19 protein-coding genes are annotated in these 21,734 nt (G+C 72.0%); 9 read left to right on the top strand and 10 right to left on the bottom strand.

Going from position 1 to position 21,734, the window contains the following annotated elements:
• The first annotated feature begins 24 nt into the window (after positions 1-24).
• The 6 genes from IDM40_RS05705 (at position 25) to IDM40_RS05680 (ending at position 5,134) form a co-directional block, all read left to right on the top strand.
• Complete coding sequence (locus IDM40_RS05705) at positions 25-909, top strand: DMT family transporter (protein WP_235997351.1); 885 nt, start codon at positions 25-27, stop codon at positions 907-909.
• A 74-nt stretch (positions 910-983) separates the two neighbouring features.
• Positions 984-1,352 carry a hypothetical protein gene (locus tag IDM40_RS05700; protein ID WP_193120848.1) on the top strand — a complete coding sequence of 123 codons (369 nt, stop codon included), beginning with the start codon at positions 984-986 and terminating at the stop codon, positions 1,350-1,352.
• Positions 1,342-2,952 carry a sensor histidine kinase gene (locus IDM40_RS05695; RefSeq protein ID WP_193120847.1) on the top strand — a complete coding sequence of 537 codons (1,611 nt, stop codon included), beginning with the start codon at positions 1,342-1,344 and terminating at the stop codon, positions 2,950-2,952. Before IDM40_RS05700 ends, IDM40_RS05695 begins: the two co-directional genes overlap by 11 nt.
• Entirely contained in the window at positions 2,949-3,608 is a 660-nt protein-coding gene (locus tag IDM40_RS05690; protein ID WP_193120846.1) for a response regulator transcription factor, read from the top strand. The genes IDM40_RS05695 and IDM40_RS05690 overlap by 4 nt, the downstream gene beginning before the upstream one ends.
• A 126-nt stretch (positions 3,609-3,734) precedes the next feature.
• Positions 3,735-4,343: a DUF4956 domain-containing protein gene (locus IDM40_RS05685; RefSeq protein ID WP_193120845.1), complete on the top strand. Its 609-nt coding sequence runs from the start codon at positions 3,735-3,737 to the stop codon at positions 4,341-4,343.
• Entirely contained in the window at positions 4,340-5,134 is a 795-nt protein-coding gene (locus tag IDM40_RS05680) for a polyphosphate polymerase domain-containing protein (RefSeq protein ID WP_193120844.1), read from the top strand. The genes IDM40_RS05685 and IDM40_RS05680 overlap by 4 nt, the downstream gene beginning before the upstream one ends.
• Before the next feature lie 160 nt (positions 5,135-5,294).
• On the opposite strand, the gene IDM40_RS05675 is transcribed toward IDM40_RS05680, so the two are convergent.
• The gene (locus IDM40_RS05675; protein ID WP_193120843.1) at positions 5,295-7,355 is read right to left on the bottom strand and encodes a heavy metal translocating P-type ATPase; all 2,061 of its coding nucleotides are present in this window, start codon (positions 7,353-7,355) and stop codon (positions 5,295-5,297) included.
• A gap of 379 nt (positions 7,356-7,734) precedes the next feature.
• Here IDM40_RS05675 and IDM40_RS05670 point away from each other — a divergent pair, with 379 nt between their 5' ends.
• From IDM40_RS05670 to IDM40_RS05660, 3 genes are read left to right on the top strand one after another with little or no spacing between them, the layout of a single operon-like run.
• Positions 7,735-8,736 (top strand): tripartite tricarboxylate transporter substrate binding protein, encoded by a 1,002-nt coding sequence (locus IDM40_RS05670; protein WP_193120842.1) that lies wholly within the window; start codon positions 7,735-7,737, stop codon positions 8,734-8,736.
• The gene (locus IDM40_RS05665) at positions 8,733-9,209 is read left to right on the top strand and encodes a tripartite tricarboxylate transporter TctB family protein (protein ID WP_193120841.1); all 477 of its coding nucleotides are present in this window, start codon (positions 8,733-8,735) and stop codon (positions 9,207-9,209) included. The genes IDM40_RS05670 and IDM40_RS05665 overlap by 4 nt, the downstream gene beginning before the upstream one ends.
• Complete coding sequence (locus IDM40_RS05660; protein ID WP_193120840.1) at positions 9,206-10,804, top strand: tripartite tricarboxylate transporter permease; 1,599 nt, start codon at positions 9,206-9,208, stop codon at positions 10,802-10,804. The genes IDM40_RS05665 and IDM40_RS05660 overlap by 4 nt, the downstream gene beginning before the upstream one ends.
• An 80-nt stretch (positions 10,805-10,884) precedes the next feature.
• On the opposite strand, the gene IDM40_RS05655 is transcribed toward IDM40_RS05660, so the two are convergent.
• The 9 genes from IDM40_RS05655 to IDM40_RS05615 form a co-directional block, all read right to left on the bottom strand.
• Positions 10,885-11,712, bottom strand: coding sequence for a sugar phosphate isomerase/epimerase family protein (locus IDM40_RS05655; protein WP_193120839.1), 828 nt, complete (start codon positions 11,710-11,712; stop codon positions 10,885-10,887).
• A gap of 44 nt (positions 11,713-11,756) precedes the next feature.
• The gene (locus tag IDM40_RS05650) at positions 11,757-13,505 is read right to left on the bottom strand and encodes an FAD-dependent oxidoreductase (protein ID WP_216630391.1); all 1,749 of its coding nucleotides are present in this window, start codon (positions 13,503-13,505) and stop codon (positions 11,757-11,759) included.
• A complete protein-coding gene (locus tag IDM40_RS05645; protein WP_193120838.1) occupies positions 13,495-14,613 on the bottom strand; it encodes a Gfo/Idh/MocA family protein in 1,119 nt (372 codons plus the stop codon). Before IDM40_RS05645 ends, IDM40_RS05650 begins: the two co-directional genes overlap by 11 nt.
• On the bottom strand, positions 14,610-16,586 hold the full coding sequence (locus IDM40_RS05640) for an oxidoreductase (protein WP_216630390.1): 1,977 nt from the start codon (positions 16,584-16,586) through the stop codon (positions 14,610-14,612). Before IDM40_RS05640 ends, IDM40_RS05645 begins: the two co-directional genes overlap by 4 nt.
• A gap of 27 nt (positions 16,587-16,613) precedes the next feature.
• On the bottom strand, positions 16,614-18,224 hold the full coding sequence (locus IDM40_RS05635) for an FAD-dependent oxidoreductase (RefSeq protein WP_328806946.1): 1,611 nt from the start codon (positions 18,222-18,224) through the stop codon (positions 16,614-16,616).
• Positions 18,221-19,297 (bottom strand): alcohol dehydrogenase catalytic domain-containing protein, encoded by a 1,077-nt coding sequence (locus IDM40_RS05630; protein ID WP_216630389.1) that lies wholly within the window; start codon positions 19,295-19,297, stop codon positions 18,221-18,223. Before IDM40_RS05630 ends, IDM40_RS05635 begins: the two co-directional genes overlap by 4 nt.
• Positions 19,294-19,578, bottom strand: coding sequence for a YciI family protein (locus tag IDM40_RS05625; protein ID WP_193120837.1), 285 nt, complete (start codon positions 19,576-19,578; stop codon positions 19,294-19,296). Before IDM40_RS05625 ends, IDM40_RS05630 begins: the two co-directional genes overlap by 4 nt.
• 135 nt (positions 19,579-19,713) lie before the next feature.
• On the bottom strand, positions 19,714-20,598 hold the full coding sequence (locus tag IDM40_RS05620) for a LysR family transcriptional regulator (protein ID WP_193120836.1): 885 nt from the start codon (positions 20,596-20,598) through the stop codon (positions 19,714-19,716).
• Positions 20,599-20,711: 113 nt separating this feature from the next.
• Positions 20,712-21,473 (bottom strand): phosphatase PAP2 family protein, encoded by a 762-nt coding sequence (locus IDM40_RS05615; RefSeq protein ID WP_193120835.1) that lies wholly within the window; start codon positions 21,471-21,473, stop codon positions 20,712-20,714.
• Positions 21,474-21,734: the final 261 nt, after the last annotated feature.

Raw genomic sequence — 21,734 nt, 5'->3', positions numbered from 1 at the left:
CTCCCACCGGATATGGCTTGGGCGATGTGGATCGGTGTCTTCTTCGGTGTCCTGTCCTGTGTCTCCTACGCGGCGGCGGCCGTGGCGCAGCGCAGGCTCGCCGTCCGGCTGACCGGACTGGGCGAGGGACGGTTGGCCGCGCTGTTGCGGCACCCGCTGTGGTGGATCTCCATCGTCTTCAACGCGGGACGTGCGGTCTTCCAGGTCGCGTCGGTGGCGTTCGCCCCGCTGACGGTGGTGCAGCCGCTGGGCGTGCTGACCCTGGTCATCGGGGTCCCCTGGTCGGCGCGGCTGGGCGGACGCGGGGTCACCCGCCGCGAGTGGCGCGGGGCTGGGCTGACCGTGATCGCACTCGGGCTGCTGCTCGCGGTGACGGTCACCTCGGGTGAGGGCGGCGTGCTCGACCCTGCCGACACCGTGGTGCTGTCCGTGGGCACCGTGGCACTGCTGTCGGCCACCGCGTGGATCGCGCACCGCTTCAACTCCGCCGCCTGGCGCTGTTACCTGCTGTCGGCCGCGGCGGGGGTGGCGTTCGGGGTCTCGGCCGCGACCGCCAAGACCGCGGTCCTGGTGATCCCGGAGACAGGCATGTCCGGGCTCCTGGACCCGTCGCTCCCGGCCACCGCCGTCATCGCGGTCTCCGGCCTGTTCCTGGCCCAGGGCGCCTACCAGGGCATGGACCTGGGCGCCCCGCTCGGCATCACCACCCTGGTCAACCCGGTCGCGGCGTCCGTGGTGGGCGTCGCCTTCATGGGCGAGGCCTACGCGGGCGGGTGGATCGGCATCGCGGTCGCCGTGGTGTGCGGGCTCGGGGCCGCGTACGGGATCCGCCTCCTCACGGTCGGCGACACCCCGGAACCCCGCCGCCCGGAGCGCGACAGCGAGCCGGAGACGGCGCCCGCCCCTTGACGGACCAGCGAAGATGAAGTGTTCCTCATGTGCACTTCATCCTGTGTGCGTCTCGGTCGGGAAGGATTCCTGTCATGAGATCACGCGTCGTCCTCGTCGTCGCCGGGGCCCTGGCCGTACTGGCCGCCGGGGCCCTGGTGTGGTTCCTGTGGAGCGGTGAGGCCCGGGTCTCGCCACCGGTGGAGGTCGTGGTCGGCGAGTCGCCCGAGACCGCGCCGGCCCCGCCGTCGGAGGAGGACTCCGTGGCGCCGCCTCCCCCGGTCGTGGACCGCGACGGCGACGGAGTGCACGACGACGAGGAGGCCCCCGCGGCCGAGCCGAGCCCGACGCCGTCCCCGAGCACGACCCCTCAAGCGCCCCCTCCCGGCACCGGCGGCGACTGCGCCGATGATGATGACGACGACGGGGACGACGACTGCGACGAGGACGACGATGACGACTGACGGACCGCGCGGCAGCGAGGCCACCACCGAGGACCTCGGCTCGCACCGGGCCGCCGCGGCCGGACGGGGTTCGGGGCACACGCTCCTGTACCCGACCGTCGTCATGCGCGAGCCCATGCCCGAGCCGCCCCAGCGCCGCCGGGTGTCGGCGCGCCTGGTCATCACCGTGTGGGTGGCCTCCCTCATGGGGCTCGTCCTGGTGCTGGTCAACCTCGTCACCTGGAGCGCCCTGACCTCGCGCACCGACGAACGGGTCGACCAGGCGCTGTCGCAGGAGATCGGCGAGTTCGAGGAGTTCGCGGCGGTCGGCACCGACCCCGAGACCGGCAACGACTTCACCGACGTCGGCGAGCTCATGCGAGTGCACCTGGAACGCCAGTACCCCGACGACCAGGAGATCCTGTTCGGCTGGGTCGACGAACCCTCCGCGGTCCCGGGCGGCGGCAGCGCACCGGGCACGGAGACCGACTCGGGGCGGTTCCGCCAGGGTTCGGAACCGCCGCTGGACCTGTCGGCCGACCCGGAGGCGGCCGCGCAGATCCTGAACTCACCCGACGCCCGCGGCACCCTCGACACCGAGGAGGGCCCGGTCGAGTGGGAGAAGATCCGCGTGCATCCCCCGGACGGCCAGGACGGCTCCGCGGGCTGGTTCGTCATCGGTTACTTCACCGCAGAGGACCGCGAGACCGTCGCCTCGACCATGGCCACGGTCACGCTGGTCAGCCTGTTCGGCCTGGTGTTCGCGGCCACCGCCGCCTGGTGGGTGGCCGGACGCATCCTGCAGCCGGCCCAGCAGGTACGGCAGGCGGCGGCGCAGATCACCGAGGAGGACCTCACCCGGCGCATCGACGTGACCGGCGGACGCGACGACATCGCCTCCCTCGCCGAGCAGTTCAACAGCATGCTCGACCGGTTGGAGGGCGCCTTCACCGAGCAGCGCCGGTTCGTCGACGACGCGGGGCACGAGCTGCGCACACCCATCACGATCGTGCGCGGGCACCTCGAGCTCATGGGCGACGACCCCGAGGAACGCCGCGAGGTCGTGCGGCTGGTCACCGACGAGCTCGACCGCATGGGCCGGATCGTCGAGGACCTCCTGCTGCTCGCCAAGGCCCAGCAACCCGACTTCCTGCACCCGGCCACGGTGTCGTTGGCCGAACTGACCAGCGACATCGACGCCAAGATCCGCGGTCTGGGCGACCGCGACTGGCGCCTGGAGGCGATCGGCGACGCCACCTGGCACCTGGACCCGCAGCGCATCACCCAGGCGATGGTGCAGCTGGCCGCCAACGCGGTGCGCCACACGCAGCCTGGCGGCACGATCAGCATCGGGTCGACCGTGCACCAAGGCAGCGCGCTGTTCTGGATCACCGACGACGGCCCCGGGATCCCGCACGCCGAGCACGGCCGCATCTTCCAGCGGTTCTCACGCGGCGGTACCCCCCGCGGGGAACGCGGCGCGGGCCTGGGGCTCGCCATCGTCCGTGCCATCGCCGAGGCCCACCACGGGCGCGTGGACCTGCGCTCGGCGCCCGGGTCCGGGTCGACGTTCACCCTGGTCGTGCCCGACACCACCCAGTCCCGAAGGGAGCACGTGTGAGCCGCATCCTCATCGTGGAGGACGAGGAGCGCATCGCCTCGTTCGTCCGCAAGGGCCTGACCGCCAGCGGGTTCACCACCACCGTGGTGGGCACCGGGGCGGCGGCGGTCGACTACACCGTCACCGGCGGTTTCGACCTGGTGCTGCTCGACCTCGGGCTGCCCGACACCGACGGGTTCGACGTGCTGCGGCGCATCCGGGCGCTGGGAACGGACGTTCCCGTGGTGATCCTGACCGCCCGCGACGGGGTGCACGACACGGTGACGGGGCTGGAGATCGGCGCGGACGACTACGTCACCAAGCCGTTCCGGTTCGAGGAGCTCCTCGCGCGTGTGCGCCTGCGCATGCGTGCCGAACGCACCACCGACCTGACCGTGATCGAGGCGGGCGGACTCTCGCTCGACCTGCGCACCCGCCGGGTCTCGGTGCAGGAGCGCACGGTGGACCTGACCGCACGCGAGTTCGCGCTGTTGGAGCTGCTCATGCGGCACGAGGGCCAGGTGCTCTCGCGCCAGCAGATGCTCTCCCACGTGTGGGGTTACGACCACGACCCGGGTTCGAACGTGGTGGACGTGTTCGTGCGCGCGCTGCGGCGCAAGGTCGGGGCCGAGCGCATCAGCACCGTACGAGGGATGGGATACCGCCTCACCGGGTGAGGGGCACGGCCGCGACCCGCTCCGCCCCGGGGCGATGACGTGCGTGACAGGACCGCCCGGAGAAGATGAAGGTCCCCTCATGTGGGGCTCATGGACCGCTCACCGGGCGTTCGCATGATGGTGGCCATGATCTGGTTCGCTCTGGCGGTCGACCTGACCGCGATCTTCGTCCTGTCCTACGTCCTGTACTTCCGGCGCCACGGCCGGCGGGACCTCGTGCTCGCCTACGTCGCCCTGAACGTGGGCATCTTCTCCGTCGTGGCGATGCTGACCATGAAGGAGGTCGGCCTCGCCGTCGGGTTCGGCCTGTTCGGTGTCCTGTCGATCCTGCGGCTGCGCTCGGACACGATCAGCCAGGGCGAGATCGGCTACTACTTCACCGCGATCGCCCTCGGCCTCATCAACGCGGTGGCCGCGCCCGCGCCCTGGACGATGCTGGGCCTGAACGCGCTCATGCTCGGCGTCATGTACGTCGCCGACCACCCGGGCCTGATCGCACGGTCGCGGCGCCGGGTCGTCACCCTCGACGTGGTGATCGAGGACGAGACCGCGCTGCGCCAGGAGCTGGAACGGCGGCTGCGCGGCAAGGTCCAGCACGTGCTCGTCACGGAGGTCGACTACGTGCGCGACCTGATGGTCGTGGACGCGCGTTACCAGGAACCCCGCTCCGCGCCGGTGCCCTCGACCGGCTCCACCCTGACCCTGTCGCTCCCGGCCTGGATGGGCGGTCGATGAACACCGGACTGCTCGGGGACCTCTCCCCCACCCCGCTCTCCCTCGACGAGATCAACACCCACGCCTCCCTGGTCACCCGGGTCTGCCGCAAGTACCTGGTCCCGGCCGACGCACTGCCCGCGGTCCTGGCCGAGAACGGTGAGGAGATCGGCGTCCTGACCATCGGCGGCGCTGACTCCTTCCGTTACTCCTCCACCTACTTCGACACCCCCGACCTGCGCAGTTTCCGCGACCACCGGCAGGGACGGCGCCGCCGCTACAAGGCACGCGTGCGCTCCTACGTCGACACCGACACCCGGTTGTTCGAGGTCAAGCTCAAGGGCGTGCGGGGCCTCACCGACAAGGTGCGGGTCGACCACGACGGGCCGACCCACGTGCTGCCCCGTGCCTCCAGGGCCTTCCTCGACACGACGCTGGGCGGGTACGGGCTGGGGGTACCGGAGACCGTGGCGCCGACCGCGGTCACCGACTACCGGCGCACGACCCTGGTCACGCTCTCCGGCACGGAACGGTTGACCCTGGACACCGAGCTCGTGGGGCGCCGGGGCGGCCGCGAGGTGCGGATGCGCCCCGGGGTGGTGCTGCTGGAGGTCAAGACGCGCGGCGGGCTCACCTCGACCGAACGGCGTCTGCACGCACACGGGTTCCGGGAGGTCTCCTTCAGCAAGTACGCGGCGACCGTGGCCGCGCTCGAACCCCGGATGCGCGGGAACCGCTGGGGCCGGGCCGCGGCCTCCTGCCTGGAGCCGGCCGGCCCGATCGAACGCACGCCCTCCGCGTGTTTCACGTGAAACCCGGTTCACGCCGCAGGTCCGGCGCACATGGGGACCACCGTCCCGTATCCGATCGGGACGGTGGCCCGGCCGCGGGGAACGCCTCCCGCCACGAAGGGCGCCCCGCGACGGCAACGGTCTTCCCGCTGTGCGGACGATCACGCGCGGGCGGCCCGGATCAGTCGGCCGGACGCAGGTCCACTCGGCGCAGCAGCTGGGCGTTGAGCGCCACGATGATCGTGGACAGGCTCATGAGCACCGCACCGACGGCCGGCGCGAGCACGAAGCCGATCGGGGCGAGCACACCGGCGGCCAACGGCACCGCCGCGAGGTTGTACCCGGCGGCCCAGACGAGGTTCTGCAGCATCTTCCGGTAACCGGCCCGGGACAGGGTGCGCACCGACACGACCCCGCGCGGGTCGTCGGAGGCGAGCACCACCCCGGCGGACTCGATCGCCACGTCAGTGCCGGCACCGATGGCGATACCGACGTCGGCACGGGCCAGGGCGGGCGCGTCGTTGACCCCGTCCCCGACCATGGCGACCCGGTTCCCGCGGTCCTGCAGGTCGCGCACGACGGCGTCCTTCTGGTCGGGCAGGACCTGCGCGAAGACCTCGTCCAGGCCCAGGCGGGCAGCGACGGCGTCGGCGACGTTGCGGGCGTCGCCGGTGACCATGGCCACGCGCACGCCCTGTTCCTGGAGTTGCCGGACGGCGGAGGCCGACTCGGGGCGCACCTCGTCGGCCAGGGCCAGGGCGCCCACGACGGCGCCGTCGTCGACCACGTGCAGCACCGTGGAGCCCTGCGAGCGCCAGGTGTCGGTGCGTTCGACGAGGTCGGCGGGTTCGTTCAGGTCCATCGACGCCAGCAGGGACGGGCCGCCCACGTGCACGGTGCGCCCGTCGACGGTGGCGCGTACGCCGCGTCCGGTCAGGGACTCGAACCCGCTCGCACGCGGAACGCCGCCCGCCTCACCCGCGGCGCGGACCACGGCCCGGGCGAGCGGGTGCTCGGAGTCGGACTCGACCGCACCGGCCAGGGCCAGCACGGCTTCTTCGGTGTGTCCGGCGACGGCGGCGGTGCCGTTGACCGCCGGGGTGCCCTTGGTGAGCGTGCCGGTCTTGTCGAAGAGCACGGTGTCGACGAGGCGGGTGCGTTCGAGCGCCAGACGGTCCTTGACCAGGATCCCGTTGCGCGCGGACATCGTCGTGGAGATCGCGATCACCAGCGGGATCGCCAGCCCGAGGGCGTGGGGGCAGGCGATGACGAGCACGGTGACGGTGCGTTCGACGGCCGATCCGACCTCCCCGAGCGAGGTCCACACCACCGAGGTGACGACGGCGGCGCCGAGCGCGAACCAGAAAAGGAGCGCGGCGGCGCGGTCGGCCAGGGCCTGGGAGCGGGAGCGCGAGCTCTGGGCCTCGCTCACCAGGCGCTGGATCCCGGCGAGCGTGGTGTCGTCGCCGACGGCGTCGATGCGCACACGCACGGCGGAGTCGGTGGCCACGGTGCCGGCGACGACCCGGTCGCCGTCGGTGCGGGTGACGGTGGCGGACTCGCCGGTGATCATGGACTCGTCGAAGGCGGCGCGCCCGCTGACGACGGTTCCGTCGGCGGGGACCCGGCCGCCGGAGCGCACCAGGACGGTGTCGCCCAGCTGCAGGTCGGCGACGGCGACCTCGGTGACCTCACCGTCGTCGCCCAGGCGTTCGGCCCGGTCGGGCAGGAGCGCGGCGAGCGCCTCCAGCGCGCCGGAGGCCTGCCCGAGGGCGCGCATCTCGAGCCAGTGGCCGAGGAGCATGACGACCACGAGCAGGACGAGCTCCCACCAGAAGTCGAGCTGCATGCCGACGACGCCGAAGCTCGCGAGGAGGCTGGAGCCGAACGCGACGGTGATGGCCATCGCGACCAGGGTCATCATCCCGGGCCGGCGGTCCTTGAGTTCGGGCCACACCCCGGAGAGGAACGGCCATCCGCCGTAGAGGTAGACGACGGTGCCGAGCACCGGCGGCACCCACTCCAGGGATCCGGGGACCTCGTATCCGGCCCACCCGGCGATCATGTGGCTGGTGAGGACCACGGGGAGGGCGAGCACGAGGCTCCACCAGAACCGCACGCGGAACATCGCGGCGTGGTCCCCGTGCCCTCCGTGTCCGTGCCCCTCGTGCCCCGAGTGACCGGCGTGGTCGTGTTCTCCGTGGTCGTGGGGCTGGTGTGTCCCGTGTTCGCCTGCGCTCATGGGTGTCTCCCTCCGGCGTCAACGTACCCATAGGGGGTATCCGGCGATCGGACGTCGGCCTGTCCGGCGTGCCGCCACCTTGAGCAATATACCCCCAAGGGGTATTCCCCCCACAAGCCCCGGGACAACTGAACCCGCCGCGATTCACTTCCGGTCTTGCACTGAGTTCATATTCCGCACGGTCATGCGTAAAACGCACAACTGGGCCCCGCGACCTGCTCTTTCGCCGCACACGGACCCCGAGAACCGCTCTCACCAGCCACGTTTCCGGGAATTCACGCCCTTGTCATGTGATGTGACGCGCCTTACAGTCCAGCGAGACGTCGCGCGACCCCTCGTCCACCAGCACGATCCCCGCCGTCACCGGCGAAAGGACGGTATGAGCCCACACCCCCGCCCTCCCCGGCGCACACCACGGTCCTTCGCGGCCGCGCTCCTCGCCCTCGGCCTGGCCGCGACCGCCTGCACCGTCCCGCAGAACGAGGGCGCTTTCCCCGACCGCAGCATCGAGCTCATCGTCCCCTGGCCCCCGGGAGGAAGCGGCGACCAGACCGCCCGCCTGCTCGTGGCCGAGGCGCGCGAGACCTGCGGGACCGACATCATCGTCCGCAACCAGGAAGGCAGCATCGGGGCCGTCGGTTACCAGGCGATGTCCGAGGCCGAACCCGACGGCCACACCCTCGGGATCATCGGCATGGAACTGGCGATCCTCGGCCACCTGGGCGTCTCCGACATCGGGCCCGAGGACCTGCGCGGCGTCATGCAGTACAGCTACCAACCCGACGTCTTCGCCGTGCCCGCCGATTCGCCCCTGGAGAACCTGGACGAGGTCTTCGACGCGGCAGGCGACGACGGCGTCAAGATCGCCACCGCCGGAACGGGGTCGGTCTACCACGTCTCCTTCTCCGGCATGGCCATGGAGGCGGGCGTGGAGGAGGGCATGGACAACGTCCCCTTCGACGGTTCCGCGCCGGCCATCACCGCCGCCCTCGGCGACCAGACCGACATGGTCGCGGTCGGCGCCGCCGAGATCGCCCCCTACATCGAGTCCGGTGACCTGCGCGCCCTCGCCACGACAGGCCAGGAGGAGGTCTTCCCCGGCACCCCGACCCTTGCCGATCAGGGACTGGAGTGGGACAGCGGCGCCATCCTCGGCGTGGTCGCCCCCAACGGCACCCCCGACGAACGCGTCGGGTTCCTCACCGAATGCCTGGGACAGGCGCAGGGGGCCGAGGACTTCTCCGCGTGGATGGCCGCCCAGAACCTCGACCAGGAGTTCCGGGACGGCCCGGACTTCGACTCCTACCTCGACGACCAGCACGAACTCTACGGCCGCACCGTCCAGGAGCTCGGCCTCGCGCCGGAGGAGGAGCATCTGTGAACGCCGCCGCGACCACCCGGGGCGACCGGGTCATCGGGGTGATCCTGCTGGCCCTGTCCGCGACCCTCCTCGCCCTCAGCTTCGGTTTCCCGCCGCCAGGCCAGGAACACGACCCAGGAACGGCCGCACTTCCGCGCATCGTCGCGGTCGTCCTCGGTCTGCTCTCCCTCGCCCTGATCTGGCGTCCGGAACGCTCCGGCCCGCTGCCTGACACCGGCGGGCTGGTCCAGGTCGGTGCGATCGCCCTGCTGTCCCTGGTCTACGCGCTGCTGCTGGAACCGATCGGGTTCGTGCTCGCCAGTACCGGGTTCATGGCCGCCGCACTCCTGCTCATCGGCGTCCGCCGCCCCGTCGCGATCGCCGCCGTGTCGGCCGGGGTCGCCGTGGGCCTGCACCTGCTCTTCGCCCAGCTCCTGGAGGTCTTCCTGCCCACCGGCCTCCTGAGCGGGCTTCCTCTCCTGGGGGCCGCATGAACATCGAGAACTGGCTCATCGGCATCGACGCGGTCCTCGACCCCGGTGTCCTGATCTTCATCGTGCTGGGCTGCCTCGTCGGCATCGTGGTGGGTGCCCTGCCCGGGATCTCGGCCACGGTCGGGGTCGCGGTCCTGCTGCCGTTCACGTTCTCGCTCGATCCGCTTCCCGGCATGATGCTCCTGCTCGGTATCTACGGCGGTGCGGTCTACGCGGGGTCGATCCCGGCGATCCTCATCCGTTCGCCCGGCACGCCCGCCTCGGCGGCGACCGTGGAGGACGGCAACGCCATGGCCAAACAGGGCCGGGCCGCGGAGGCGCTGAGCATCTCCGTGGTGGCCTCGTCGCTGGGCGGTCTGGCCGGGGTGGTCGCCCTGGGCCTGTTCGCGCCCCTGCTCGCCGGGATCGCGCTGGCCTTCGGCCCGGCCGAGTACTTCCTGCTGGCCGTGCTCGCCCTGACCGTTGTCGCCTCGGTCTCGGAGAACCGCCTGGTCAAGGGGTTGATCAGCGGTGTGCTCGGCGTCGGTCTGGCCCTGATCGGCCTCGACACCATCCAGGCCTACCCGCGGTTGAGCTTCGACGACCCGAACCTGGCCGCAGGTATCGGGTTCATCCCGGTCCTCATCGGGCTCTTCGCGGTCTCCGAGGCCTTCGTGCAGTTCGAACGCTCCCGGGGACGCACCCTGGGGCAGGCGGCCGTGCAGAAGTTCCGGCCGACCCTGTCCTGGCTTCGAGGTATCACCCCGCCGATCCTTCTGTCCTCGCCCATCGGCTTCATCATCGGGATCATCCCGGGCACCGGAGGGGACATCTCGGCGTTCGTCGCCTACAACGAGGCCAAGCGCGCCGCCCGCGACAAGCGCCGGTTCGGCAAGGGCGAACCCCGCGGGATCGCCGCCGCCGAGACCGCGAAGAACGCCGGTACGGCCGGGGCGCTGGTCCCCATGCTCACGCTCGGCATCCCCGGCGACGTCACCACCGCCGTGCTCATCGGCGCCATCACCGTGCACGGGCTGCGTCCAGGACCGGAGCTCTTCACCGGCAGCCCCGAGCTGGTCTACGGGATCTTCGTGGGTTTCCTGCTGACCTACCTCGTCATGCTCGTCATCGGCCTGCTCGGGACGGGGCTGTGGTCGCGGCTCATCACCGGGATCCCCACGCGTTACCTGTGGCCGACGGTCTTGGTGCTGTCGATGATCGGTGCGTTCGCCGTGCGTTCGAACCCCTTCGACGTACTCGTCATGGTGGTCTTCGGGGTGATCGGCTACCTCATGACCAAGTTCGGGTTCCCGCTGGCGCCCATGGTCATCGGGCTCATTGTCGGGCCGATCGCAGAGAGCGGGTACCGGCGCACCATGATCATCCACGACGGCGGCTTCGGGTGGCTGCTCGAACCGATCCCCCTGGTGCTGAGCGCGCTCATCGTGCTGTCGGTGGGCTTCGCCGTTCGCCGCGCGGTCCGCTCTCCCAGCGGCACCGAGGCCGAGGGGGACGGGCACGAACCGCCGGCCCAGGAGGAGACCCGGACCGTGGACGGGCTCCAGGACACGGAAGGCACCGGGCACGAACCCGGCTCGGGCCGGGACCCGGCCTGACCGACCCCGCACGGCCCGCACACGGAAGGGGCGCCGCGACCGGTACGGCCGCGGCGCCCCTTCCGGCATCCCTCACCGGGTCACCGGTGCACGGTCTCCCTCAGGACCGCCAGCGCCGCCCCGTGCGCGGCGCGGGCCGCCTCCCGGGGACCGTGCGAGGCCAGCTCGTCGGAGATGACCTCCACGCTCACCAGCCCCGGGTCGATCCCATGGGCGTCGAGGGCGCGCAGCATGCCCGCGACGTCGCCGTGGCCCTGCCCCGGCAGCACACGGTGGTGCAGGGACTCGGTGCGCATCGGTTCCATGGGCGTTGCCAGGACGTCGCAGAGCTGAACGGACACCACACGTCCGGGGTCCAGTCCCTCCAACGACGCCGCGGTGGAACCGGACCGGGCCCAGTGCCACGCGTCGACGATGAGCCCCGTGTTCTCCCGTCCGCTGCGGTCCATGGCCCGCAGCGCCGAGGGCACGTCCGGGATCCCGCTGTAGGGCATGAACTCCACGCCGACGACCAACTCGCCCGCCCGGTCGCACAGGTCCCGCAGGGCCCGCGCGACGGTGTCCTCGTCGAAGCTCTCCAGGAGCCCGACGTTGACGTGGGCCACCCCGAACCGGCGGGCCATGTGGAAGACCGTGCTTTCCTTCTCCCGCTGGGCAGCGTCCCGCTCGGTGTCGCTCCCCCACCCGGTCACGTACTCGACCTCGGTCAGGGCGAGATCGTGCTCGGCCAGGTGTGCGGCGATGCCGTCGTCGGTCCAACCCTGCGCCAGGGCGCTCCGGTAGTCCTCGGCGCGCAGGCCCAGACCGGTGAAGCCGGCCGCCGCCGCAGCACGCACGCGTTCACCGAAGTCCACCGAGGAGTGGATACCGTAACCGGCCAGGGTCAGTTCCTTCGTCCACTGCTCCATCGTTCGCCCTCTCTCGCCCGTCGCCCCTGTGTCCGCCTGTGCGCTCACCCTGCGCCCCCGTCCGTGTGTGCCGCTTCGTCGGCGGCCACCGCGGTTCCGGCCGTGTACCCGGAGGCCATCGCCGGGCCGAGGTTGATACCACCGGTGGGATAAGCACCGCCCATGACGCTGACCTGGTCGTTCCCGGCGGCGTACAGCCCGGGGACCGGCGTTCCGGAACCGTCGAGCACCCGGGTGCGGGTGTCGACGTCCAGGCCGGCGAAGGTCCCGAAGCTGCCCGGCAGGACCTTGATCGCGTAGAAGGGGCCTCGGTCGAGCGGCGCCAGGCTGGGGTTGGGCCCCACTTCCGGGTCGCCCGAGCGCTGGTTGAACGGGGTCCCGCCGCGTCCGAACTCGGGGTCCTCACCCTTGCGTGCGTGGGTGTTGAACGCGTCGACGGTGCGCCGCAGGCCCTCGGGGTCGATGCCGCAGCGTTCGGCCAGTTCCTCCACGGTGCGGCCCTTGCGCAGGTAGCCCGAGCGCACGTAGGGCGCGACCGGGACCGGGAAGGGTTTGCTCATCCCGAAGGGGTAGCGGCGCTGGAACCGGTGGTCGCACACGAGCCAGGACGCGACCTCCTCGCCCTCGGGGACGGCGTCGACCATCGCGGCCACGTAGTCGTGGTAACCGTCGGCCTCGTTGACGAAGCGGCGGCCGTTCGCGAGCACCCCGATGAGCCCGGGCTTGCCGCGGTCGACGATGTGCGGGAACCGGCCCACGGCCCCGTTGGGGTAGCGCACGAGCGAGACCGGGCACCAGGCCACGGCCGACCGGACGTCGGTGCGCAACCGGCCGCCGACCGTACCGGCCAGGTCCGCACCGTCGCCCGAGGCCGACGCGGGAGCCATGCTCCAGTGCTCCTCGCCGGTAGGGGTACGCGGGAAGTGCTCCCGGCGGCGCGCGGGGTCCTGCGGGAACCCGCCGGAGGCCAGGACCACACCGTGGCGGGCCCGGTACCGGGTCTTCCCCTCGGGGCCGGCGACGACCGCGCCGGTGACCCGGCCGTCGGGCGCGGTGGTGAGCTCGATGACCGGGGACCCGGTCAGCAGGCGCACACCGAGCCGGTCGGCGGAGGTCAGCAGCCGGCCGACGAGGGCGGGTCCGTTGACGAGCTGGGTACCGCGCCCGCGCAGCAGCAGATCGAACACGTGCCGGGTCACCCGGCGGGCCACGTGCAGGAACGCCTCGGGCGAACGCCGGAAGTGCAGGAAGGACTGGAGGTCGGACCCGGCCATGATGCCCATGCCCAGGAAGGACGTCGCGTACAGCTGAGGACGCATCCGGCGCACGAGGTGTCGGGGCATCCGGCGTGAGCTGTAGGGAGCGGGGCCGACGGAACGCCCGCCGGTGCCCGCACCCGGTGTGTGGCCGTGGAAGTCGGCGATCGCGGCGCCGTCCACGAACTGCAGCTCGGTGTGGTCGCGGAAGAAGGAGACCATGCGGGGTGCGGCCTCCAGGAAGGCCTCCACCCGCTCCTCGTCGTAGTAATCGCCGAGTTCGTGGCGCAGGTAGGTGCGGGGACCGTCGGCGGACTCGGTGTTGCCTCCCTCGCGGGAGACCGGGTTCCCGGGCGCCCACATCCAGCCGCCGGACCACGCCGTCGCCCCGCCGAGGACCGGTTCCTTCTCGGCCACCACGACGTCGCGCCCGTGCCAGGCGGCGGTGACGGCGGCGGCGAGCCCGCCCGCACCGGAGCCGACGACGAGGACGTCACAGTCCCGTTCCTGCTGTTCGGCGGTGATGTCAGTACTCACGGTCCTCCTCTGCGGTCCGGGGCAGCGGGTCGGGCCCGCCCCGGTCCAGGTGCACGGTCCTGCCGGTGCGGCAGGAGGTGTAGACGGCGTCGACGACGGCGAGCGAGTCGCGTGCTTCGCGGCCGGTCACCGCGGGGTCACGGCCTTCCCTCAGGGCGGAGACGAAGTCGGCGATCTGGAGGGAGTGGAACGGGCGCAGCCCCGCGTTGATGCTTGCGAGGTCCGGTGTGGCGGCGGAGGCGTCTGCGTACCCGTCGGCGGTGTGGCGCTGCCCCGGGGCGGTCCACAGGTCGATGGCACCCTCTCCGCCCTCGGGGTACTCGAGCAGGGACGCGGTCGCGCCGGACTCGCCGGTGACCGAGACGAGATTGCCGAGGTTCTCGGACCCCACGGTGTGGGCGTGCACGGTGGCGACGGCACCGGAGGCGAAGGAGAGGGCCGCCGCGGCGGTGTCCTCCACCTCGATGTGGTCCCCGTGTTTCTGTGTGGCGGTGAGCCCGGCGACGGCGACGGGTGTGCCCATGTACCAGCACAGCAGGTCGATCTGGTGGACGGCCTGGGTCATCAGCACACCCCCTCCGTCGGTGTCCCAACGTCCGCGCCACGGGTCGGCGGAGTAGTACTCGGCCGGGCGGTGCAGGCGTACCCGGACCTCGCCGGCCAATGGACGGCCGAGGGTCCCGTCGTCGACGGCATCGCGGATGCGCCGCGCCGCGGGCCACAGACGGCGTTGGAAGACCACACCGAGGGTGGTCCCGGCCGCGCCGGCCGCCGCGATCATGCGGTCGGCGGCCGCAGGGTCGACCGCGATCGGTTTCTCGCACAGGGCGTGGACGCCGTGGCCGGCGGCGCGGACGACCGCCTCCTCGTGGTGGGGGTGCGGGGTGCACACGACCACTGCGTCGAGGCCGAGCCCGTACAGCTCCTCCGGGGTGGAGACGGCGTGCCCGATACCGTGCTCGCGGGCGAACCCGTCCGCGCGTGCGAGGTCCGCGTCGAGACAGGCCACGGCCTCAGCACCGGGGTGTCCGGCGAGCGCGAGGGCGTGGTTCGCGGCGATCCGGCCGCAGCCGATGATGCCGAAACGCAGTGGTGTTCCGTGGTTCATCGCAGGGCCCCTCTCCGGGCTGTGTCGTCGGGGTCGGCCCCGGTGCCCGCGGTGGGCCGGGAGCCGAGGAGGCCGAGCAGGGAGTGCGCGGCGTCGTGCCCGCTCCACACGGCCTCGCGCAGGGTCGCGCCCCGCCCGTCCGCGGCCCCCACTCGGGCGTACGGGATCCCCTCGGGCACCAGGGCGACGGCGTCCTCGTCGGGGGCGAGGCCGCGGGATCGCAACAGCGGGCCCGGGGCGGGCAGACGCAGGACACGGCCGTCCTCGCCCTCCGCCTCCACGTGCTCACCGTCGGCGGCCAGGAGGCGGGTGCGCAGGTGGATACCGACCTCCGGCGCGGAGGTCAGGCGTGGCAGGGCGAGGATCTTGGCCCTGCGGCCGGCCTCGGGCGCGATCTCGTCGCCCTCGCCCAGGAGCAACACCCGGCATCCCCGGTCGGCGAGGGTGTCCGCGGTGCTCATGGCCACCGCGTCGGTGCCCCACACGGTGACATGGCCGGGCAGTTCCCGATCCTGGTGGCCGCGCAGCCAATCGCGCACGTCCGTCCCGTGGTCGGTGTCGGCTGCGCGGGGGCGGCCCCCGGTGGCCACGACGACCAGGTCCGGGGCGGTGTCGGCTACTCCGCGGGGGTCGGCCGTCCGGCCGAGACGCACGTCGACGCCGAGCCGGTCGAGTTCGGCCGGGGCCCACTCCAGGAACCTGCCGAAGTCCGGGAGGGACTTCATCCGGGCGGCCAGTGTGAGGTCGCCGCCCAGGTCCTCGTGGTGCTCCAGGAGCGTGACACGCAGACCGGCGCGGGCGAGTTCACGAGCGGCCGTGATCCCGGCCGGTCCTCCCCCGACCACCGTGGCCGCGGCGGGCGCCGCGGGTTCGGGGAAGGGGAGCGGAACCCCGCCGCGCCCGACCTCGGGGTTGACCGAGCAGGCCACCTGGCCGAGGCCGAGGTTGTCGATGCAGACGTTGCAGGCGATACAGGGGCGGTAAGGGGTGCCCTCCAGACAGGCGGTCGCGAAGCCGGGGTCGGCGTGCAGGGCACGGGCGAGGCTGACGAAGTCCGCGCCCGCGGCAAGCGCCTCCTCGACCGCCCCGGGACTGTTCAGACGCCCGGCAAGACCCAGCGGGAGGCCGAACTCGCGGTAGGGCTCCAGGTACTCGGTGAGCAGCCCGGGGCGCCACTCCCCCGACTGGACGATCCACTCGCCGGCCTCGTAACTGCCTGCGGACAGGTCGAGGAAATCGACGCGGTCCAGGCTGGCGCGGCGCAGGACCGCCAGGGTGTCCTCGGCGCCGAGCCCGTCCTCGGGCCCTTCCAGCACCGAGACCCGGATCCCCAGGGTGATGCCGGGAGCGGCGGCGCGCACCTCGTCGACGACAAGGTCGAGGAAGCGTTCGGGCGCGGCGAACTCGTCCGTGCGGTGGTTGCTGATCGGGGACATGAACTGGTGGACGAGGTACCCGTGCGCGGCGTGGATGCTGAGCACGTCGACGCCGGCGCGCACGCAGCGTTCGGCGGCGCGCCCGTAGTCGCGCGCGAGTTCGCGGCACTCGTCGGCGGTCAGTTCCCGCGGGGTCTCACCGCCCGCGGGCAGGCACGGTACCGGGGAGGGCGCGACGTTGGGCCGGCCGGTCAGGGCCGACTGCGCGGTCCGCCCACCGTGGTTGAGCTCGCAGCACATCAGCGCGCCCTCGGCGTGAAGGGCGTCGGCGATGCGGCGCAGACCTGGGACACAGAGGTCGTCGTGGGCGCCGAGCTGGTGTGTGCGGCCCTTTCCGTCCTGGCGCACGAAGGTGGCCTCCGTGGTCACCATCGCGACGCCGGCGCGGGCGCGGGCGGCGAGGTAGTGCACGTACTGATCGGTGGCGTGCCCCTCCGGGGTGCAGTAGTTGCGTTCCATCGGCGCCGAGACCAGGCGGTTGCGCAGGGTCACGGAGCCGAGGCGGAGCGGTGCCGGTGTGAGGGGTGTGGGGCTCAAGGCTCTCCTCGGGGTCCGGGGGCGGGTTCACACACGTGCGCGGGAAGCGAGGTGCTCCCCGACGGCGAACCCCCTGGTGACGGCGGAACCGAGCGTGGCCCCACCGCCCGGGTAGGCGTCGCGGAAGACGGAGGCGGACACGTTGCCGGCGGCGTGCAGCCCTTCGAGGGGGTGTCCGTCGGCGCCGAGCACACGACCCCTGGTGTCCACGGCGAGGCCGCCCGCGGTTCCGAGCACGCCGGCCGAGATCGGGACGGCGTGGAAGGGGCCGTGCTCCACGGGGCGCAGGCAGGGGTTGGGGGTGTTGTCGGGGTCGCCCAGGTGGCGGTCCTGCGGGCTGCCCCCGCGTCCGAACTCGGTGTCCACACCCGCACGTGCGTCGGCGTTGAACCGCTCGAGCGTCGCTTCCAACCCTGCGGGGTCGATGCCACACGCCTCGGCGAGCCCGCGCGGGGTGTCGGCGGTGGTCATCCAGTCCTCGACCCGGCCAGGTACGGACCCGGCCACGGAGTAGCGGCGCAGGTACTCGTGGTCCATGACGAGCCAGGCGGGCTGGTTGGCGAGCTTGCCGGTCCCGGGTTCGACGTTGCCGAAGACCCGGTTGGCGTCGTGGTAGTTGACCGCCTCGTTCACGAAGCGCCGACCGGCGGCGTTGACGGTCACCGAACCGGGGAGGGTCATCTCGACGTTGCCCATGCGCCCCGAGGGCCTGCCGTCGTAGCGCGCATCGGGCGGGGTGATGACCGGCACGCCCCAGACCGCGCGCACGAGGTCGAGGGAGGCTCCGGCGCCCATCCCCAGTTCCAGGCCGTCGCCCTCGTTGCTGGGTGCGCTGATGGGGGTGACGGGGAAGGCGAGGAAGGCCGCCCGCAACCGGGGGTTCCACTCGAAACCGCCCGAGGCCAGCACCACGTCGGGAGCGGTGAACGTGCCCGCAGCGCTCTCGACCTGCCAGTCCCCTCCGTCCGTGCGCTCGAGCCCGGTCACACGGGCGCGGTTGGCCACGTGAACCCCGGCCTCGGCGGCGGCGACCAGGAGCCGCCCCACCAGGGCGCCGCCCATGGTGCGCAGGCCGTCTCGGCGGCGCTGTTCGAGCAGGCCGGGGTCGACGGGTTCGCCCTGGAGGGCGTCGCGCTCGGCCATGCTGATCGGCGGGAGGTACGTGGGCGGCCGCACCAGCTCGACCAGGCCTTCGTACGGTCCAGGGTCGAAGGGGTCGTTGTCCAGACCTCGGCCCCCGCTCGCCGCACCGGGCAGATGCTGGTGGTAGTCGGGGCGGCCGAGCGCGCGCAGCCGGATCCCCGCCTCCTCGGTGAGGAACCGGACGGCGCGGGGCGCGGTGTCCAGGTACCAGTCGATCCACTCGGCGTCCATGTACCCGTCGGTGGCGGCGTGCAGGTATGCGGCGGCGCCCTCGCGGGTGTCGTGCCATCCGCCCTCGGACATGAGGTGGTTTCCGGGCACCCACATGACACCGCCTCCGACGGCCGAGGTCCCGCCGAGGCGCTCGTCCTTCTCCAGGACCAGCACCCGGCGTCCGCCCCGCGCGGCGCGAACCGCTGCGACCAGGCCCGAGGCGCCACTGCCGAGCACGACCGTGTCGTAGGCGGTGTCCAGGTTCCGGTGCTCGGTGATCACCGCTCACCCCCGGGCATGCGGATCACGACCTTGCCGACGAGCTCCGTGCGCGAGCGCATCGCCTCGAACCCCTCGGAGATCCGGTCGAGGGGGAAGGAGTGGGTGACCAGGGCGCGGGCCGCCCCGGTGTGCCGGGTCAGCAGCTCGAGTGCCTCCCCGATGAGGTCCTGGCTGTTGCGGCTGCCGAGGAGGTCGAGGTCCTTGGCGGGCAGGACACGCAGCGACAGTTCGGTGGTGCGGTCCGAGATGCCGACGGCGACGACACGGCCGGCGTTGGCGACGGCGTCGAGCGCGGAGTCCAGGCTCGACGGGGCGCCGGTTGCCTCGATGACCAGCGGAGGGCCGTAGCGTCCGGCCCAGGCGCGGACGGCGTCGGTGTCGAGTCCGCGGTCCGGGTCGACGAGCAGGGTGTCGGTGGCACCGAACTCGCGGGCGAAGGCCTGGCGCCCGGGGTGGGTGTCGGCGGCGACGACCTCCACGCCGAGGGAGGTCAGACAGAGGGTGCTGAGCAGGCCGATGGGGCCGCAACCCAGGACCAGGGCCCGCTCGCCGCTCTCGGGGCGCCCGCGGCGCACGGCCTGCAGGGCGATGCTGAGGGGCTCGGCCAGCGGTGCGAGCTCCGTGGGCAGGCCGTCGGGAACGGGGTGCAGGTCCTGGACCGGTACCGCGATGTACTCGGCGAGGGCACCGTCCTGGTAACAGCCGAGGGCGGAGAAGTGCGCGCAGGCGTTACGGCGCCCGATGGTGCAGGCATGGCAGGTGCCGCAGGTGACCATCGGGGAGACGGCCACACGGGTTCCGGGGTTCGGCCCGCTGCCGGGGTCGTGCAGGGACTCCACGGTGCCGACGAACTCGTGCCCCTGGACGATGGGCAGTTCCGTGGCGTAGTCGTCCTCCCAGATGTGCAGGTCGGTGCCGCACAGGGTGACGGTGTGGACCCGCACCAGGGCCTCACCGGGCCCGGGGGCGGGAACGGGGGCCTCCTGGATCTCGACCTGTTCGCCGGTGACCGTGCGGGCCACCCGCATCGTGGAGGTGGGGACGGGGGCGGGTGTGGTCGCGGGGGAGGTCAACGGATCCCCCCGAAGACGATGGTCCACTCGTCGATGCTGCGTGAGGCGATGAGCCCTTCCCGCTGGAAGGGGTCACCGTCCATGAGGCGGGCGACGTCCTCGGCCGACTCTCCCTCGATGATCAGCAGGGCGCCGGGGCTGCCCTCGGAGGCGAGGGGGCCGGAGACCCGCAGCCGGCCGTCCTCGTGCAGCCGGGCCAGGAAGTCCTTGTGCCGGGGGCGGTGCTGGTCGCGTGCGGAGGGGTCCCCGCCGTAGGTGTAGACGACCGCGTAGGTGTTCATCGGTGCTCTCCCGTTGGGTCCGTGTGGAGCCGGTCACGTCGCACTGATCGTGACCCCGGGAGATCATGTGTGTCCAACACTCAATTCGTCATGAACTAAGCGCTGATCGCTCTTTATCTTGGGGAGGTGCGTGCTTCACGGCGTGGGGAGCACGTCATCGGCCACCGACAGCAGCGCGCGCAGCCCTTCCGTCGGGTGCTCCGGGTTCCACGCGATCCCACTGCGCAACCGCGGTGCCTTCCCTCGCAGGGGGCGGAAGACCGAACCCTCCGGCATGATCAGACTCAGGCAGCTCGGCGCCAGGGAGACCCCGAGCCCCGCAGCGACGAACGACAGGATCAGGTACGGATCCACGACCTCCTGGCCCTGCCTGGGACGGAACCCCGCGTCGAGGCAGGCGCTGACCACCAGCTCACGCGAGACCGCCTGCGGGGGCAGCATGATGAAGTCCTCCCCGGCCAGATCGGCCAGGTCGATGCTGTCCTCGCCGGCCAAGGGGTGATCGGTCGGCAGCACCGCACCGAACTCCTCCTCGCTGATCGCCCTGACCTCCATGCCGTCCTCGGCCAGCGGCATGCCCACGAACGCCAGGTCGATACGGCCCTGGTGCAGCAGCTGCATGGCGTCGTGGGTGACGACCCGGTCGACGAGCCGCAGGTCGATGCGCGGGTAGCGGGCCCGCAGGGCACGGGTGAGCGGCGGCAGGGTGCGGTGGTTCAGCGCCCCGGAGAACCCGATGGTGACCCGGCCGTAGACCTCGCCCTCCAGCGAACGGGTGGCCCGGTGCGCCAGGTCGATCTCCCGCACGACCCGTTTGGCGTGCGGCAGGAACGCGTGCCCGGCCGAGGTCAGCGCCACCGACCGGGTGTTGCGTTCGAACAGCACGGCGCCCAGGTGGCGTTCCAGCTTCTTGATGGTCTGGCTCAGCGGGGACTGTGCCATGTGCATGCGGTCCGCGGCCCTGCCGAAATGCAACTCCTCGGCCACGGTGATGAAGGCCTCGATCCAGCGAATCTCCATGTCCCCACCTCGCAGGGTCGCTCCCGTGCCGGACCGGCGCAACAGTACTCCAGCTCACACGACGGTGCCCGCCCGGCCCTGGGGCCGGACGGGCACCGTTGCTGCGCCGCTCGTCAGTTCTCGACGGGTTCGTTCTCGGGTCTGCGCCCGTACCAGGGCCACCACTCCACGGTGCGGCCGTGCGGGATCATCCGGTCGAGCCGGATGGTCAACCTCAGCGCCAACCCGCCGGCGACCATGCCGGTGACCAGGTCGGAGAACCAGTGGAAGGTCAGGTAGATCGAGACCGTCGACTGGACCAGGGCGATGACCACGATCGCGTACGCCAGGCGCCGGATCACGTGCGGCCTCGCCGCCCCGAACCGGATGATGAGGAACAGCACCAGCCCGTAGATGAGGATGGCGTTCGCCCCGTGCCCCGACGGGAACGCCACGTTGCCCGGGCCCGAGAAGAACTCCGCCTCCCCGTACTTGGCGTGGCCCCGGTGGATGGCCAGCTTCATCACCGACACCAGCGACATCATGCCCACGACGCCGACCGCGGCCAGCACGATCGGCCGCCAGCTGCGATGCCAGTAAGCCAGTTGCAGCGCCACCACGCCCAGGACCGGCAGCGCGCTGTAACGCGAGGCCAGGTTGTCCAGCGAGTAGATGAGCGGCTCACGTATGTGGTCCCAGAGCGGCCGTTCGAAACTGTTGAGGAAGTGGTCGACCGGGTGCAGAGGCCCGGCGGCCAGCATCGTCATGACGATGAGCCCCACGGCCAGGATGATCGCGATGCGGTCCGAGGCCATGCCCCAGGCGATCTCACTGACGCTGGGCCACTTGACCGTGCGCACGATCGGGGGCCCGGGGGCGAACTCGTTGGTCCGCACGACCGGGATGGGTCCGCTGTAGGGCCCCGGGGCGGGGCGGCGTCTGGCCCCGTCACGTGGTCGGGTGGCTTGTGGGGACCGCGAATGTCGGGTCCGCGAAGAATGCGTCATGTACTCGGTGCTGTCTCACACGTCGTGGGCTGGCCTGTGGCGCAAGCGTGTGGGGGACGGGCTAGCCGCGGCTTTCGATCCTGATCTGACGTCCTCGGGGTGGCCGACCGCACGGGGATGCGGGCCGAACACCCGTTCCCTCTTCTTCGA

This window comes from Nocardiopsis coralli (assembly GCF_014892575.1).
Taxonomy (GTDB): domain Bacteria; phylum Actinomycetota; class Actinomycetes; order Streptosporangiales; family Streptosporangiaceae; genus Nocardiopsis; species Nocardiopsis coralli.
This window is presented reverse-complemented; position numbering and strand designations above follow the sequence as displayed.